This is a genomic window from Bacillus cereus group sp. N14, from assembly GCF_016483555.1.
Taxonomy (GTDB): Bacteria; Bacillota; Bacilli; order Bacillales; family Bacillaceae_G; genus Bacillus_A; species Bacillus_A wiedmannii.
In genome coordinates, this window is the sequence record NZ_JAEHBQ010000005.1 from 129,049 (window position 1) to 144,567 (window position 15,519).

The following is a 15,519-nucleotide window of genomic DNA, read 5'->3' on the forward strand; positions in this document are numbered from 1 at the left end:
TCCTTTTTGTCATTATAATATTTCACAATATAATTTCGTTTTTTATATGCAATTACAACTAAAGAGCCTTAATAATACGTTCCATCGCCTTCATTTGTCCAATATGATCAGCTTCATGATAAAGCATCATACCGTAAAGCTCCCCTACTGTTTCCAATCCTAGGAATGGCTCTGGCAGTTTATTTTCAAATGCTTCTGCTGGAATTTCGTTAATACGTTTTGCTTGTTCTTTTAATTGAGTCGTTAACACTTCTAACGATGGTCCTTCTGTTTTCCATTTAGACGGTCTTGATCCATACCCAAACATACCTGGATATTCAGTTGGTAATTGTTTGAATTCTTTTCCAAACATGAAAACTTCTGCTGCCGTTAACACATGACCGATATGCCAGCGAATTGTATTATTAAAACCTCGTGGCTGCGTATCCACAGTTTTATCGTCTAGCGTCTCCATAAATTTAAGCAATTCCCCACGCGTTATTTCAAATTGTTTTAAGCCAACTAGTCTATTCATTTGATCGTTCCCCTTCTTCATGTACCATTTATTATGAACTAAGAATGTTCAACTTATTAAAGTTTCACCTTGTTTAATCTATCAGAAACGATTAAGAAAAACATCTAATATGCTTAGTAATAATATTTAAAAGGTTCACCCCTAATAAATATAGAATTACTTACTACACAGTTAGTTTAGTAAATAATAGAGGAGTGTCAATTACATGTTACATATTTTAAAACAACAATATAATCTTATTAGTTCTACAAGAGAAACTCTATTTACATTTTTGGGAGAAATCCCACTAGAAAAATTACATAGCACTGTTCCAAATTTCGGAAGCGGTAGCATTATAAAGACGCATATTCATGTAGCCGATTGCTACCGATACTGGCTTGGATCATTCGCATTCAAGCAAAAACGGGCAGATTTTTCATTTGCTAGTGATTATGAAATTGAGCATGCAGATATCGAGAAAGTCCGTGATAGATTTAAGTTAGTAGATGAGGTTGTAATACGTTTTTTAGATGAATACAATGACCGATGGCTCGAAAATATAGCAAATGAAGTGAAATGGCAAAAAGAGCCTTGGAGCACAACTCCGCTATGGCTTTTAACTCATACAGAGACTCATGAGTTTCACCATAAAGGACAAATTGTATCAATGACTCGTCACCTTGGATATACTCCTCCTGATACAGATCTTAGTTAATTCGACTATTAAAAAACTTGTTGATGCATTTTGTTATGTATAAAACTTTTATTATTTGTTTTAGGTATACCATATCATTATAAAATTCATGTAACATCAAAGTAAGACACATACTTTTCAAACAATACACAAAATAAAACTCTTCTTCCATGTAGAGCAAAAATATTTATATACTCTATCACCAAACTTAAGGAGAAATTTATAATGAGATTAGAGAGTGAAAGAATTTATTTAAGACCTCTTTGCGAACTAGATGCCCCAATTATATTAGAAAGTACGATGGATACAGAGATACGTTATATGACTGGAACCAAACCTACTTTTTCATTGGAACAAATAAAGACACATATAGCTCATATAAATAATGATTCGAGTCGCTACGATTTCGCTATTTGTTTACAAAGCAATGACGAAATGATTGGAGAGTTGTCGATTTTAGATATCGATGAGGGTAACAAAAGAGCAGGCTTCCGAATATCGATGCTTTCTATGTCATTAACAGGAAAAGGCTATGGAACTGAAGCTATTAAAATAGTTTTAAGTTTTGTTTTTGAACAACTATCATTAAATCGTTTACAGTTAGAAGTGTTTAGCCATAATTTACGCGGAATTAAAGCTTATGAAAAGGTTGGTTTTGTAAAAGAAGGCACCTTACGTCAATCTTTATTTTATAACGATACGTACTCGGATGAAATTATTATGGCGATACTTAAAAGTGATTATAAAGATATGTCATTGTAAAGAACTGTTCTTAAACTATTAACAACTTGAAAGAACCTTACCACACTAAAATGCAGTAAGGCTCTTCCATTTTTATATCAAATAACAACTCTTAACTCATGTATTATATTAATACCAAATTGTCTCCGCATAATTATATGCATCACTATTCGGAATAGCATGTTTCCCTTGCGCTTGTGCCTTTCTTGGATCTAAATCATATACCATTGGCGTATAGCATGATGTTTGCCCTTTATTCACAACACCATTTCCTCCAGCACTCCCGCAAGTATATGCCTTTCCATCTGTTTTTCTTACGATTCTTGCATCAGCTTCGTTATTATATACTGCTGCACGAGTTACTGTAACTTTCGCCCATGCTGTCTTACACGTCGTGCTAAACTTTAATTCTACATAAGAATTGGAATCAATCCATTTCTTTTCTTTCGTTACAGCGGATTGATCACAGCTATTATAGTAAGGACTTTTCCCATCATACGAATGATCTTCTGCATATGCTTTATCGCTATTCGTCGTACTAAACACACTAGTTAAAGCGAGCAATGATAGACAAAAACATGCGCTTAGCTTTTTTAAAAGTTTCAAAGTATTCCACTCCTTTTTAATAGCGTCCTGTTTTTCCATAACCGTTATTAAACGTAACCGCTTCAGCATCTGCTGTGTATCCGAAATCAGCAGTTAAATCAAATACCATTCCTGTATAAGTGCTCGTTTGACCTGTTTTTATTGTGCCGTTTCCCTGATTAGAAGTGACTGATTTTTGGAATACACCATTTTTGTATTTATTCACAACAGCGTACGCATACACTCCTCCAGAAACAGCTGGTGCTGGTTGATCTAAAACAAGCTTAGACCATGCTGCATGACATTTATTACTGTAACGTAAATACACTGTTCCTACTTTTTTACTACCTTCGTACACGGCTGTAGACTTTGCATTAAATCCATCAGCATCACACGTTGTACTTCCCCCGTATACCTTTGTTGTTGCTGGATTTTTCCCGTCATAATAACTACTTAAATCAGTAGCTGCAAATGTACTTTCTTGAAAACTAAATAATACCCCGACACTCACTACACTTAACGCACATACTTTCATTAGCTTTTTAAACATTTTAAATCTCCCCCTCAAAATAAGTACGTATAATAAAGACAATCTATCCCCTATGTACGCCCCTCCTTTCATACTTCCTAGAGGCATCTTACAGAAACCAATAAACGTTGTAAATTTCCTTATGATTATTGGAATATACGAAGAAATTTACGTATCCATCTAAGAAAAAAAGTTGAGAAATACACATTTTATAGCATCCTTTATTTAAAACATAAAAGAACCGATACTCGTTTCATGCAAGCATCGGTTCTTTATACAAAATTGCCATTTTTACTACTATATAAAATAAATATTTCTCCACTTAATCCGTTGTAAGAAACTCCCTCGTTACATCAATAAATTGCTGCAGTGGCACTGTCATCCATTTATCTTTATGCCAAGCAATTTGTGTGTAAATTGGTGAGATTGCACTTTCTACATGTAACTCTTTTATCGTCCCTTCCCGTATATCTTTTTCTACTACTATCGCTGGTAAAACAGCTATTCCTAAATCTGCAATAACACATTGTTTAATTGCCTCTACACTAACGAACTCAATTTTATTTGCTGGATACACATCTTCTGTACGAAGTAGCTCTTCAAATAAAGTCCGGTACGAGCACCCTAGCTCTGTTAGCAACAGCGTCTCACTTTCTAAATCTTTTGTAGAAATGGAAGCTTTCTCGAGTAAATGATGCCCTGAAGCAGCTACTATTTTTAATTCTTCTTTCATAAGCGGCTCCACATGTAAAGCATCTTCTGTTTTACATTCGTCCAAAATAAAGGCAAGATCGACTTTTCCCTCCATCAATTGTTCCTTCGCATCTTTATTGGAATGCGCTGGTTTAAATATAAGTTTTATTTGAGGGAATTGTGCTTTAAACCTCTTTAATATAGATGGAAGCCTATATGTACACTGACTTTCTTGTGCACCAATCGTTAACGTACCAGCTATTTCTTCATCATCTTTCACAGCCATTTTCGCTTCATTACTAAGTACAATCATCTTGTCGGCATATAGTTGAAACTTCCTACCTGCTTCAGTTAAGAAAAGGCGTTTTCCTAATCTTTCAAATAACGGCGTACCTAGCTCAGCTTCTAACGTTTTAATTTGCGCTGTTACGCTCGATTGAGCAAAGTTTAATTTCTTCGCAGTTTGTGTAAAATTCAAAGTGTCCGCGGCTATTTTAAATGTAACTAATTGTTTTATCTCCATTTCTCATCCCTCTTTTCAATCGTAATTTTCGATTGATTTCATCGAAATAATCCTCTTTGTCTATCGATATTTGTATTGTATGATAAAGAGCATCGACAAACAATATAAATGGAGGTATTCCATATGAAAGCACTTTGTTTCGAACAGTTCGGAAATCCGGATGTACTACAATATAAAGAACTAAATGATCCAATCATAAATCCAAATGAAGTTCTTGTCCGTACGAAAGCAATCGGTTTAAATTTCGCCGACATTTATAGACGCCGCGGTGATTATCATCTCGCTGGCAACCCGCCGTATATATTAGGTTATGAAGGGGCTGGCATTGTTGAAAAAGTAGGAGCTGACGTTACGAATATTAATCCTGGAGATCGTATTGCATTTGCTGATGTACCATTTGCTAATGCAGAACTAGTTGCCGTTCCATCTGAGAAAGCAATTATATTTCCAGATTCTATTTCTTTTGAAACAGCCGCTTCTGTCTTATTACAAGGATTAACAGCACATTATTTAACGAAAGATAGCTATGAAATAAAACAAGGTGATATAGCTTTAGTACATGCCGCAGCTGGTGGTGTTGGGCAACTTCTTATCCAAATAATTAAACTACTAGGCGGAACAGTAATCGGCCTCACGTCATCAAAAGAAAAAGCACAAATAGCTACATTAGCTGGTGCTGACCACGTATTTTTATATACGGAAGCATGGCCGGCGAAAGTACTTGAAATAACAAACAGTAATGGAGTAAATGTTGTATATGAATCAGTAGGTTCTACATTAGAGGAAAGTTTTAGCGCTACTAAAACTGGTGGCACTATCGTATTTTACGGAATGGCCGGCGGTAATCCTGCGCCCGTTGATCCGCGTATGCTGATGGATACTTCAAAAACTTTAACTGGCGGAGACCTTTGGAATGTGCTTACTACTTTTGAAGAACGTAAGCAGCGCTCTACTCAATTATTTGATTGGATTACTACTGGAAAATTAAACATTGCGAATCCTACTACATTCGCCTTACAAGATGGTGCTCTTGCACATAATTTATTAGAGAGCAGAAAAAGTACAGGGAAGATTTTATTAATCCCGTAATTCACAAAATGAAAAGGAAGCTAGATTTCTCTATCTTCCTTTTCTTATTTTTATATCTCCACACTTTCTTTCCCTTTTGCAACGTAACTCATATCCCCAACAGACTCGACTGTATATGTTCCATCTTGATATACAATCTTTGTCACACTTGCATTTTCCACTCCAAGTTTTGTTTTACTACTGTCTAGCATTTCAATTAATGCAGTAATCAAAAGCCCATGAACGACAACTAAAACGTTGCCACCTCCATTTGCAGCAGCTTCTTCACTAACTTTATCAATCTCTGCTTTTATACGAGTAGAAAATAATTCCCAATCTTCCGCCTGTTTCGTAGGGTCTGCTGCTCTAATCAGATTAATCACTTCTTGAATAGAAAACTTCATAAGTTCTTCTGGTGATGCAACGCCTGCAGCTTTTCCAACCACATCCCACATATTTTCAAGTTTTTCACCTTCAAAAATACCAAAATTTAATTCTCGTAATTTTTTTCTTTTCTCAAGTTTTAACTTTGATTGCTCACTATATTTTAATACTAAATTAGCAGTTTCAATCGCTCGGCCGCTATCACTACTATACGCATTCGTAAAATGAACATCTTTTAATCCTGTTCCTAAATTAGAGGCAACTTCAACACCTTTTTCTACTAACGGGGAGTCTGCCCAGCCTTGCGCGCGATGATTCGTATTTAATATTGTTTTTCCGTGTCTTGTAACATATAACGTAACTACATTCTCATTGCTATCTGTTTCTCTATTCTTCATCCTTTTCTCTCCTTTTACATTTCTATATCAATTTTACCATCTTAATTATTCATTGAGCAAAATATACGTAAGTGAATTTGCTTAATAAAAAAAGCTATCTTTCTGTATATCTCTACAAAAAGATAGCATCTTTTATGATTACATTTCTTAACTGATATTCCTACTCAGCAAATGCACTCGAATACTGAACAACTCCTTCTACACCTTCAAGAGCATTCTCCCTTAATTCCATCACCATAAACACCTCTTCAGGCACTTCAAATGGTGCTTTTATATTCCACTTACTTGCTTTCTTAAAGCCAAATTTCGGATAGTACTCTGGATGTCCTAATACTACAACTGACCCGTATCCAAGTTCTTTCGCTTTTTCTAACGCAGCTCCAATAAGTTTTCCACCAATTCCTTTTTTCTGATGGCCCCTAGCAACTGAAACTGGTGCAAGTGCTAATGATTCTTCAGAAATCCCATCCTGTTCTATCGTAATTTCCGATAACATAATGTGACCGACTATTTCTTCAGCTACTGCAACAATTGATAACTCTGGAATAAATGCGTCACATTCTCTAATACGTTTTACAAGTTCATGTTCCTTTTTATCACTAAATTCTTCATTTAAAAATGCTTGTTGTACAACTTCTTCTGTTTTTCTGTAATCATTTTTTTGTTCTTGTCTAATCGTTACCATTCTATATTATCCTCTATTCTTCCTTATTTCTTTTTGGATTTTACGAAGCGCTTTTTTCGATCCGCGCTCAATATCATGTTGCATTTTTCTTTCTTTATAATCGACAAATAGTGTATTTAAATCATATCCCTCTGGGTATAATTCCTTCGCCGCTACCTCTAAAGTAATACGTTTTACATTCACTTCAACAAATTCACCGTTATAATATACAACGACGTTATAGAAATTATCTATTTCCTTATAGATAATACCAAAATCATCATAATCTAATACATTTACACGATCGCCGATTTTGTACTCGTAATGATTTTCTCTTTTTTCTTGCACAAATTTCGGTTTTCTAATTTTGCTTTCATTCACTTTTTCTAGAGCGTACTCTTTATTTCCCATATACTCTTTCGCTCTTTGCAGTACACGCTCTCTTACGTTCATTTTATTCGCAATCCAAAGCGCATTACTTTCACCTGATTTACCGATTACTAATTTATAAAGTGGCTCTAGTGTTTCACTATTGAATTGCATTGCTGCGTTCATAAAATCACCATGCATTTCTGAAAAGCGTTTAATTTCACCGTAATGCGTACTTGCAACTGTAATACATCCCGCAAGGTAGAACTCCTCTAAAATAGAAATTGCAAGTGCTGCCCCTTCATTCGGTTCAGTCCCACTTCCTATTTCATCAAATAATAGCAACGTATTATTATTTGACATCCTCATAATCTCAGAAAGGTTTTTCATATGAGATGAAAATGTACTGAGTGCATTTTCGATACTTTGATTATCACCAATATCTACAAATACATTTTCGAAAATAGCAATTTCTGTTTCTTTATCTCCAGCAATATGCAAGCCTGACATTGTCGCTAAAGTTAACAATCCGATTGTTTTTAATACAATTGTTTTCCCGCCTGCATTTGGTCCTGTAATAATTAAACTACGATAGTTTTGACCGATTTCAAAGTGTAACGGTACTACTTTTCCGCTTAAAAGCGGATGCTTACAATTTACTAAATGAATGTAGCCATGATCATTTAACTTTGGCTCTATTCCATCAATCGATTTACTAAACTTCGCTTTTGCAAATACCATATCATACTGACTAATTAATTCCATATTAATTTTTATATGATAAATATTTTCTACTACAATCCCTGATAAAGTCGCTAAAATTTGATACTCTTCCATCGCTTCTTCTGCTTTCAAACTAGCGAGTTCCGCATTTAACTTTGTAACCGTGTGTGGTTCTATAAATACAGTAGAGCCTTTAGCGGACGCTTCAACTATACTTCCCGCAACTTGATTTTTATAAGAAGATTTAATTGGAATTGTATACCTATCATCCTTCTTACTAATAAAGAACTCTTGAATATACTTCTTATTTGCACTACTATTTAAAAACTTCGTTAAGCGCTCTTTTATTTTTCCGTCTACAGAATCAATGTTATTTCGAATTCGTTTTAACTCTTTACTCGCAACTGCATCAATACTATTACCTTTAATGGAAAAGTTGATTTCCTCTTCAATACTTTTATATTCAGTCATTGAATTCGCATAAGAAGCTAATACTGGCGCAAAAAATTCTTTATCTAACATAAACTTTTTAATCTTTCTACAGCCACGTAAAAAGTCTGAAACACTTACTAACTCTTCAGGATCTAAAATCATCCCTTTTTCTAATTTTTGAATTGTACTAGCAATATTTGAAATGCCGAAGAAAGGAACATGCCCTTCTGCATCTACTATAGCTCGTGCTTCTGTCGTTTCATTTAAACGATTTCTCACTACTTTTATATTCGTACTCGGCTCTAATTTATTTAATATTTCTTTTCCTAATCCACTTACACAATATGATTTCACTATTTCCTTTAATTCGTTATATTGTAACTTTTCAAAAGTCATCGTATTCATTTTGTTTCTCCTCACTATGATTGATTTTTATCATAAATGAAGATACCTACTCATTAGATTCCAATGAGTTCTACATTATTCAATTACCATTTTTATACATTAAAAATATACACAAAAAAGCTGCGGGGATACCGCAGCTTTTACATTTACAAGGCATGTGTAATAACCTATGAGGAAATAAGCCATAAAAAACAAATGACAATCCTCTTATTACACGCTTTATAAAGTATTGTAGGTATCTTCATAGGTATCGAAATAAATCCATGACAAAATTAGGGGTATGATATACATAAAAATCCCCTGGTCTTATCCGATTTATTTCATTAAATTTTTCCTATTTAGTACCTACCGCACTCACAAAAAGCACCTCTCATTAATTTATATTATAGTCATTGAAATCTAATTTACTGAAATCATCATACTATATGTTTTGTGAGAAGTAAAGGTGTCAGACTATTTCCTTGCAGACTGTAAAGCTTTCATATAATCAACATTTTTCTCAAGTGTCTTTTTCGCCTCTTCAGCCGTTACTATATAATCTACCGGAATATGTTGTAATACATCCTTATTATCATTTGGCAACTGAATCGTTATATCATCCACACTACTCTTACTATTTTCAATTATCTTATTAAATTCCTGAATACTTCTCGCAAGCTCCGCTAACGTTTCCATATGTGCACGGTTGTTTACGTCCAAAAAGATATTACTTTTGAAAACTGCCGTAACATAATGCTTCGGATGTTTCTTCACTATTCTTTTCTCTGCATCCTTATTGAAAACAATATCCCCCGTCTGCATTTTCTCGAAAGTAAGTAGAGTATTAGTCCCTTTTTCTTCATAATATGTATTGAATCTTTCTCGTAAATCATTTGCTCCTTTTTTTATTTTATAGTTATCATTATTTACCTTCAGAGAACTTCGTCCATCGAAGGATATTTGAAATTGTAAATGCGGTTCATCTACTTGCTGTACATAAGCTGTTCGTGTGTTTGGACCTAAAAAATCCTTACCTTGGTCGGCTATTTCAATTCGATCTAGTTTTACAGAAATACCATGCTCCGATTTTGTATAACTTTGTGCTTTTTGTTCAATTTCTTTATCCGATATATCACATGACGTTAATAGTAATAAACTAAACATTATGCTATATTTCATTATTGTTTTTTTCATATTGCCTCTCCTTTTGCTACTACTGCCTATACAGAAATGTCCTTATGGATTTTAAATTACGATTTATATAAAGAACTTCTTCTCATAACCACAAGTGTAAAAACACTCATTTATTATCACTTTACACTTATAGTGTAAAGCAAATATAATATATATGAAAATCACGTTAAAAACATACTAATATTTAGTTCTATAGCAATCACAATACAGTTTTTTATTGTATCGAACTTTAAAGTAATAACTTTAATTTCGCTGCAAAAAAATTAAATAAGCGCCTCCGCTATTGCGAATGTCATTTACTTTCCCTAATACATTTAATAATTATGACAAGCAATCATAGGAGGTTACTATATGAGCGAACAATATATTATTTTACATGGGCCTGCCCTTGAACCAAATTTAATTGGCCCCACACTACCACCAATTCCACCATTTACATTCCCATCCGGACCTACTGGAATGACAGGACCTACCGGTGCGACAGGTTTTACTGGCATTGGAATAACTGGTCCCACTGGGGGTACAGGGCCTACCGGCATTGGAATAACTGGTCCCACTGGGATTACAGGGCCTACTGGCATTGGAATAACTGGTCCCACTGGGGGTACAGGGCCTACCGGCATTGGAATAACTGGTCCCACTGGGGGTACAGGACCTACCGGCATTGGAATAACTGGTCCCACTGGAGCAACCGGTTTAGGAATCCTTCCCGTATTTGGAACAATAACTTCTAACATAGGTATCGGTTTTTCAGCAGTAGTTAATACAAATGTTAATTTTACCGTTCCAGGACCTGTTAGTGGAACTACTCTAAACCCAGTAGACAACTCCATTACAATTAATACCACTGGTGTATACTCTATATCCTTTTCAATCGTATTTGCGATACAAGCTATTTCGTCTAGTATATTAAATCTTACAATAAACGATTCTATTCAATTCGCAATTGAAACACGAGTTGGTGGTGGTTCTGGGGTAAGAGCTACATCCGCCAGAACTGATCTATTACCTTTAAACCAAGGAGATGTTCTTCGGGTACGAATAAGAGAAGCCACGGGTGACATTATTTATTCCAATGCATCTCTTGTTGTTTTAAAAGTCGATTAATTCATTTATTAAAATAAAGATTTAGGTATGATAACAATATAAAAAGAAGAGGAAGACTTATATTTCAGTCTTCCTCTTCTTTTCTATCACCAATTCACTGCTGAACATATATGGAAACTGATCCTCCACTTACGTGGAACTGCCCCCATCCGTCCTTATTAATTGTTACAGTATTTGTTTGATTACCCGTCATATCGTACCATACTTCCCCTGCGTTATTCTTTCCAACATCCATCCACTTTGCCCCTCCTGGTCCATCAGAGATTAATGTTGCTAAACCAGAATTAGCATGTACACTATCACCTTCTCTTGTCCAGCCAATCACATCTGGATGATCCAAATAATCACGCTGCGTACCATATGCAAAGTTTTTTCGTGCCGTTAAAATCGGATCAATTTTGTCCTTTAACGCTGGAATTTCATAGTTACTATTTCCTTTTGTACCATAGTAATCACCATAGAAAACAGAAGGATATCCCTCTGCACGCGTTAAAATAAATGCATATGCCAACGGTTTGAACCAAGGGCTCACTACAGATTCCAATGACTGACCAGGCTGTGAATCATGATTTTCAACTAGCGTAACTGCAAGTGTAGGATGATTCGCAACTACTGTTCCTTTTAAAATATTCCTCATATCATAATTCCCATTTCCTTTTGAAGCATAATGAAAATTATAATGAAGTGGTGCATCGAACACAGATTGATTATAATTGACCTTCGCTAAATAATTATTTAAAGTCTGGATATCATTTTGCCAATATTCAGCTACTGTAAACATTTCTTTCCCCGTTTGCTGTCTGACATGATTTACCCAATCGCGTAAATATTCATGATCAATATGTTTAACAGCATCTAAACGAAATCCATCTAAATTTAATTCCTTCGCATACCACGTTCCCCATTTTTTCATTTCATTCGCAACATCTGGATGATCAAAATCAAGATCCGCATACATCAAATAATCATAATTTCCATTCTCGCTAGACACTTCCCAGTCCCACGCTTTACCTATGCCCCTAAATTTATAAATTCGGTTTAATTCCCTTCCTTCATCCCAATCCGTTCCGTCAAAATGATACCATTTCCATTTGAAATTAGAATAAGAATCTCCGCGCCCCGGAAAGTTAAATCCCGTCCACGCACTAATTTCATAATCACCTGATACTTCAACATTTCGATTGCTTGGATCTACCTCAACTGCTGTGACAGTTTCCGTATAATCAGCCCCACCTTTATGATTCATAACTACATCACCGTATACATCGATGTTTTTCTTATGTAAAGCGTCAATTGCAGATTTCAATTGTTCTTTCGTCCCATATTTCGTCCGCACTGTTCCCTTTTGATTGAATTCACCTAAATCATATAAATCATATGCTCCATATCCTACGTCATTTTGCGTAGTTCCTTTATATGCAGGTGGTATCCAAACAGATGTAATTCCTTTTTGCGCTAAATTTTCAGCATCTGAATGCAAGCGATTCCAATGATTCCCATCATTCGGAGCATACCACTCAAAATACTGCATTAACGTTCCATTGTTAACCGTATCTGCATACACTTTACTTCCCCCATGTATACTAGGTAAAAACAAAACAACCGACAAGCCGACTACTGTTATTTTTTTTAACATATTTACAACATCCCCTTCTAAGAAAACGTTTGCATAGTTTATCGGAATTATTATAATATTCGTTCTAGAATTAGTAAAGTAGCAATCTCTCACTCTCCCACATTATTTTTAGTCTCACTTCAAATATTCAACGTAGTTTTAATTTCACATCCTATTCAAGATTGTTTACAATTTACCTATAAAAGCATAACGGAGGGATTTCTATGACCGACTTTCAAAAACAATTTTTTTCAAGATTACATATAGAAGAAAAACACAAAGTTTCATTTGAAGATTTATCTAACATTATGTACGCAATGGCACAAACTGTTCCTTTTGAAAACTTAAATATTCTCGAAAAGAATTTTAAAGAAATATCAAAAGAAAATTTGAAAGAGAAAATTTTAGTAAACAGCCGTGGTGGTCTTTGTTATGAACTCAATCCTACTATGTATTACTTCCTTAAAGACGCTGGATTTGATGTTCATCTCGTTTCAGGAACAGTGTACAATGCTGCAAATTCTATATGGGCTGTTGATTCTGGCCATATCGCAACCGTTTTAACACATCATAATGAATTTTATTTAATTGAGGTTGGATTCGGATCATACTTACCTCTTGCACCTGTCCCTTTCTCAGGTGAAGTCATTCACTCCGTTACAGGAGATCATCGTATTCGTAAAGAAATGACCAAAAAGGGAAACTATATGTTAGAGATGCGTAAAAACAATGAGTTTTTGGATCAATCTTCTGCTGATGATTGGACGTTAGGCTATGCATTTTATATAGAAGAAGTGGCTGAAGAAAAAGCAAATGCAGCACAAAAAATTATCGTTGAACATGAGGGCTCACCATTCAACAAAGTACCTCTTATTGTAAAATTAACTGAAGATGGGCATGCATCTTTAACAAAGGATAGTCTGACAATAACGAAAAACGGTAAAAAAACGAAAGAAAACGTTACAGATGTGCAATATAAAAAGCTTTTACATTCAAAATTCGGCATTACATTATAATTTTTTAAGCCTTGCTATTTTTAGCAAGGCTTTTCAATTTTCAGCAGGGATTTTTTGCAATTTGTTGTATTTCATAGTTATATAGGAATATAACTACATATTTAGAAAGGAAATGATTATGACAGAACTTAAAGATCGACTACAAGTAGCTGATAAGGAGAAATGGGATTTAACGGATATATACCATAGCATTGAAGATTGGGAAAGCGATTTTCATAAAATTGAAGTATTAACGACAGACTTACATGAGTTTAATGGCACTATTCACGACGGCAATAGCTTATTAGCTTATTTAACAAAGAGTGAAGAAATTTCTAGCATAATATCTTTAATGTTCGCTTATGCGCGATTACAATCTGACCTTGATACGCGCGATACTGACGCCCAATCTCTTGTCGATAAAGTATCACAATTACACGTGAAAGTAAGTGCGGCTAAATCTTTCTTTTCCCCATTCTTACTTAGCGTAGATGAAAACACATTACATTCTTACATAGAAGAAGCAGAAGGCTTACAATATTATAAAGAAGATTTATTTGAATTATACCGTTATAAAAAACACGTATTGAATAAAGACCAAGAAGAGATTTTATCACAAATGGGTGAAGCACTTTCCTCTCCGCAGCATACATATGGCATGTTAAATAATGCGGATATACTATTTGGTGAAGTGACTACTGATGATGGAGAAAAAGTTACTTTAACGCGCGGAATGTATGCAAAGTTAATAGAAGATGAGAATCGCGAGAAACGTAAAGAAGCCTATAAAGCTTATTACAAGCCATACGTTCAATTAAAGAATTCTATCGCTTCTACTTTATCTGCTGCTATTAAAAATAATGTTACTGTTTCAAAGCTAAGAAAATATCCATCAGCTTTAGAAAAGTCATTATTTGGCGACATGGTTCCGAAAGAAGTATATGAAAATTTAATTGAGACGACGAAAAAAAATATTCAATCACTACATACCTATAATGAACTTCGAAAAGAAAAATTAAATGTAGATGAACTACGTCAATACGACTTGGGCGTTGATTTAGTAGCGGGTGTAAAACAAGACATTCCATATGACAAAGCATTTGACATGATGATCGAATCACTAGCTCCATTAGGTGAAGAATATATTGAAACATTAAAAAGCTTTAAAGATAAACGCTATATCGACGTAAGAGAAACACCTGGAAAACGTTCCGGCGCTTATAACTTTGGTGTATACGGTGTTCATCCTTTCATTCTTTTAAATCATCACGATGATTTAAATAGCCTTTTCACTCTTACTCATGAATGTGGACACGGCATGCATACACATTACTCACACGGATACCAACCAAGAATTTCTGCACACTATACTATTTTTGTCGCAGAAGTTGCTTCTACAGTAAATGAAGTGCTATTAATTCATCATTTATTAAAAGAAGCAAAAGATGCTGATGTACGCAACCATTTAGTAAACCATTTCATCGAGAAATTTAAAGGCACTTTCTTTACACAAATCATGTTCGCTGAGTTTGAAAAAATCACACATGAAATGGCACAGCAAGGCAAACCATTAAATGCCCAAGTCTTTAGCGAAGTTTATGAAAACTTGTTCAGAGAGTATAATGGTGACTTCCTCGTATTTGACGAAGAAGTAAAATACGGCTGGGCTAGAATACCTCATTTCTACCGTCCGTTTTACGTGTACAAATACGCAACTGGATTCGCTTCTGCAATCCAAATTGCCGACAAATTATTAAGCGGTGATCCAAATGCTCAAAAACATTATATTGAGTTCCTTAAAGGTGGAAGTTCTGACTATCCATTAAACTTACTGAAAAAAGCTGGTGTTGATTTAACTACACCAGAACCGATTGAAAGTGCACTAAATCGGTTTAGCTCACTTGTTGAAGAGTTTTCAGCATTATAAA

15 protein-coding genes are annotated in these 15,519 nt (G+C 34.8%); 6 read left to right on the plus strand and 9 right to left on the minus strand.

What is annotated here, in order from left to right:
- Window positions 1–58: 58 nt before the first annotated feature.
- Window positions 59–535, minus strand: a complete 477-nt coding sequence (locus JDS82_RS10150) for a DinB family protein (protein ID WP_199713177.1) — start codon at window positions 533–535, stop codon at window positions 59–61.
- Between the two features lie 184 nt (window positions 536–719).
- Between JDS82_RS10150 and JDS82_RS10155 the strand changes: the two genes are divergently transcribed.
- On the plus strand, window positions 720–1,208 hold the full coding sequence (locus JDS82_RS10155) for a DinB family protein (RefSeq protein ID WP_000902419.1): 489 nt from the start codon (window positions 720–722) through the stop codon (window positions 1,206–1,208).
- A gap of 204 nt (window positions 1,209–1,412) precedes the next feature.
- The gene (locus JDS82_RS10160) at window positions 1,413–1,949 is read left to right on the plus strand and encodes a GNAT family N-acetyltransferase (RefSeq protein ID WP_199713178.1); all 537 of its coding nucleotides are present in this window, start codon (window positions 1,413–1,415) and stop codon (window positions 1,947–1,949) included.
- Between the two features lie 108 nt (window positions 1,950–2,057).
- On the opposite strand, the gene JDS82_RS10165 is transcribed toward JDS82_RS10160, so the two are convergent.
- From JDS82_RS10165 to JDS82_RS10175, 3 genes are all read right to left on the minus strand, one after another.
- The gene (locus JDS82_RS10165; protein ID WP_199713179.1) at window positions 2,058–2,534 is read right to left on the minus strand and encodes a DUF2690 domain-containing protein; all 477 of its coding nucleotides are present in this window, start codon (window positions 2,532–2,534) and stop codon (window positions 2,058–2,060) included.
- Window positions 2,535–2,550: 16 nt separating this feature from the next.
- Entirely contained in the window at window positions 2,551–3,063 is a 513-nt protein-coding gene (locus JDS82_RS10170) for a DUF2690 domain-containing protein (RefSeq protein ID WP_000473729.1), read from the minus strand.
- Between the two features lie 301 nt (window positions 3,064–3,364).
- Complete coding sequence (locus JDS82_RS10175) at window positions 3,365–4,258, minus strand: LysR family transcriptional regulator (RefSeq protein WP_199713180.1); 894 nt, start codon at window positions 4,256–4,258, stop codon at window positions 3,365–3,367.
- Between the two features lie 123 nt (window positions 4,259–4,381).
- On the opposite strand from JDS82_RS10175, the gene JDS82_RS10180 reads away from it, so the two are divergent.
- Window positions 4,382–5,347, plus strand: a complete 966-nt coding sequence (locus JDS82_RS10180; protein WP_048565941.1) for a quinone oxidoreductase family protein — start codon at window positions 4,382–4,384, stop codon at window positions 5,345–5,347.
- Between the two features lie 50 nt (window positions 5,348–5,397).
- Here the strand turns inward: JDS82_RS10180 and JDS82_RS10185 are convergent, their stop codons facing one another.
- The 4 genes from JDS82_RS10185 to JDS82_RS10200 form a co-directional block, all read right to left on the minus strand.
- A complete protein-coding gene (locus JDS82_RS10185) occupies window positions 5,398–6,108 on the minus strand; it encodes a histidine phosphatase family protein (protein WP_000797119.1) in 711 nt (236 codons plus the stop codon).
- Between the two features lie 160 nt (window positions 6,109–6,268).
- Window positions 6,269–6,793, minus strand: coding sequence for a GNAT family N-acetyltransferase (locus JDS82_RS10190; RefSeq protein WP_199713181.1), 525 nt, complete (start codon window positions 6,791–6,793; stop codon window positions 6,269–6,271).
- A gap of 6 nt (window positions 6,794–6,799) precedes the next feature.
- Window positions 6,800–8,701 (minus strand): endonuclease MutS2, encoded by a 1,902-nt coding sequence (locus JDS82_RS10195; protein WP_199713182.1) that lies wholly within the window; start codon window positions 8,699–8,701, stop codon window positions 6,800–6,802.
- A 453-nt stretch (window positions 8,702–9,154) separates the two neighbouring features.
- Entirely contained in the window at window positions 9,155–9,874 is a 720-nt protein-coding gene (locus JDS82_RS10200; RefSeq protein ID WP_199713183.1) for a hypothetical protein, read from the minus strand.
- Window positions 9,875–10,225: 351 nt separating this feature from the next.
- Here JDS82_RS10200 and JDS82_RS10205 point away from each other — a divergent pair, with 351 nt between their 5' ends.
- Window positions 10,226–10,981 (plus strand): exosporium leader peptide-containing protein, encoded by a 756-nt coding sequence (locus JDS82_RS10205; RefSeq protein ID WP_199713184.1) that lies wholly within the window; start codon window positions 10,226–10,228, stop codon window positions 10,979–10,981.
- Between the two features lie 94 nt (window positions 10,982–11,075).
- Here the strand turns inward: JDS82_RS10205 and amyS are convergent, their stop codons facing one another.
- On the minus strand, window positions 11,076–12,617 hold the full coding sequence (gene amyS / locus JDS82_RS10210) for an alpha-amylase (protein ID WP_199713185.1): 1,542 nt from the start codon (window positions 12,615–12,617) through the stop codon (window positions 11,076–11,078).
- Window positions 12,618–12,820: 203 nt separating this feature from the next.
- On the opposite strand from amyS, the gene JDS82_RS10215 reads away from it, so the two are divergent.
- Window positions 12,821–13,612 (plus strand): arylamine N-acetyltransferase family protein, encoded by a 792-nt coding sequence (locus JDS82_RS10215; RefSeq protein ID WP_199713186.1) that lies wholly within the window; start codon window positions 12,821–12,823, stop codon window positions 13,610–13,612.
- A gap of 118 nt (window positions 13,613–13,730) precedes the next feature.
- On the plus strand, window positions 13,731–15,518 hold the full coding sequence (pepF, locus tag JDS82_RS10220; protein ID WP_199713187.1) for an oligoendopeptidase F: 1,788 nt from the start codon (window positions 13,731–13,733) through the stop codon (window positions 15,516–15,518).
- Window position 15,519: the final 1 nt, after the last annotated feature.

Bases quoted from the DNA above. Each gene is read 5' to 3' on its own strand.
- amyS (WP_199713185.1), bottom strand. From the start codon at position 12,617: ATGTTAAAAAAAATAACAGTAGTCGGCTTGTCGGTTGTTTTGTTTTTA.
- JDS82_RS10175 (WP_199713180.1), bottom strand. From the start codon at position 4,258: ATGGAGATAAAACAATTAGTTACATTTAAAATAGCCGCGGACACTTTG.
- JDS82_RS10200 (WP_199713183.1), bottom strand. From the start codon at position 9,874: ATGAAAAAAACAATAATGAAATATAGCATAATGTTTAGTTTATTACTA.
- JDS82_RS10150 (WP_199713177.1), bottom strand. From the start codon at position 535: ATGAAGAAGGGGAACGATCAAATGAATAGACTAGTTGGCTTAAAACAA.
- JDS82_RS10190 (WP_199713181.1), bottom strand. From the start codon at position 6,793: ATGGTAACGATTAGACAAGAACAAAAAAATGATTACAGAAAAACAGAA.
- pepF (WP_199713187.1), top strand. From the start codon at position 13,731: ATGACAGAACTTAAAGATCGACTACAAGTAGCTGATAAGGAGAAATGG.
- JDS82_RS10195 (WP_199713182.1), bottom strand. From the start codon at position 8,701: ATGAATACGATGACTTTTGAAAAGTTACAATATAACGAATTAAAGGAA.
- JDS82_RS10215 (WP_199713186.1), top strand. From the start codon at position 12,821: ATGACCGACTTTCAAAAACAATTTTTTTCAAGATTACATATAGAAGAA.
- JDS82_RS10170 (WP_000473729.1), bottom strand. From the start codon at position 3,063: ATGTTTAAAAAGCTAATGAAAGTATGTGCGTTAAGTGTAGTGAGTGTC.
- JDS82_RS10185 (WP_000797119.1), bottom strand. From the start codon at position 6,108: ATGAAGAATAGAGAAACAGATAGCAATGAGAATGTAGTTACGTTATAT.
- JDS82_RS10155 (WP_000902419.1), top strand. From the start codon at position 720: ATGTTACATATTTTAAAACAACAATATAATCTTATTAGTTCTACAAGA.
- JDS82_RS10160 (WP_199713178.1), top strand. From the start codon at position 1,413: ATGAGATTAGAGAGTGAAAGAATTTATTTAAGACCTCTTTGCGAACTA.
- JDS82_RS10205 (WP_199713184.1), top strand. From the start codon at position 10,226: ATGAGCGAACAATATATTATTTTACATGGGCCTGCCCTTGAACCAAAT.
- JDS82_RS10180 (WP_048565941.1), top strand. From the start codon at position 4,382: ATGAAAGCACTTTGTTTCGAACAGTTCGGAAATCCGGATGTACTACAA.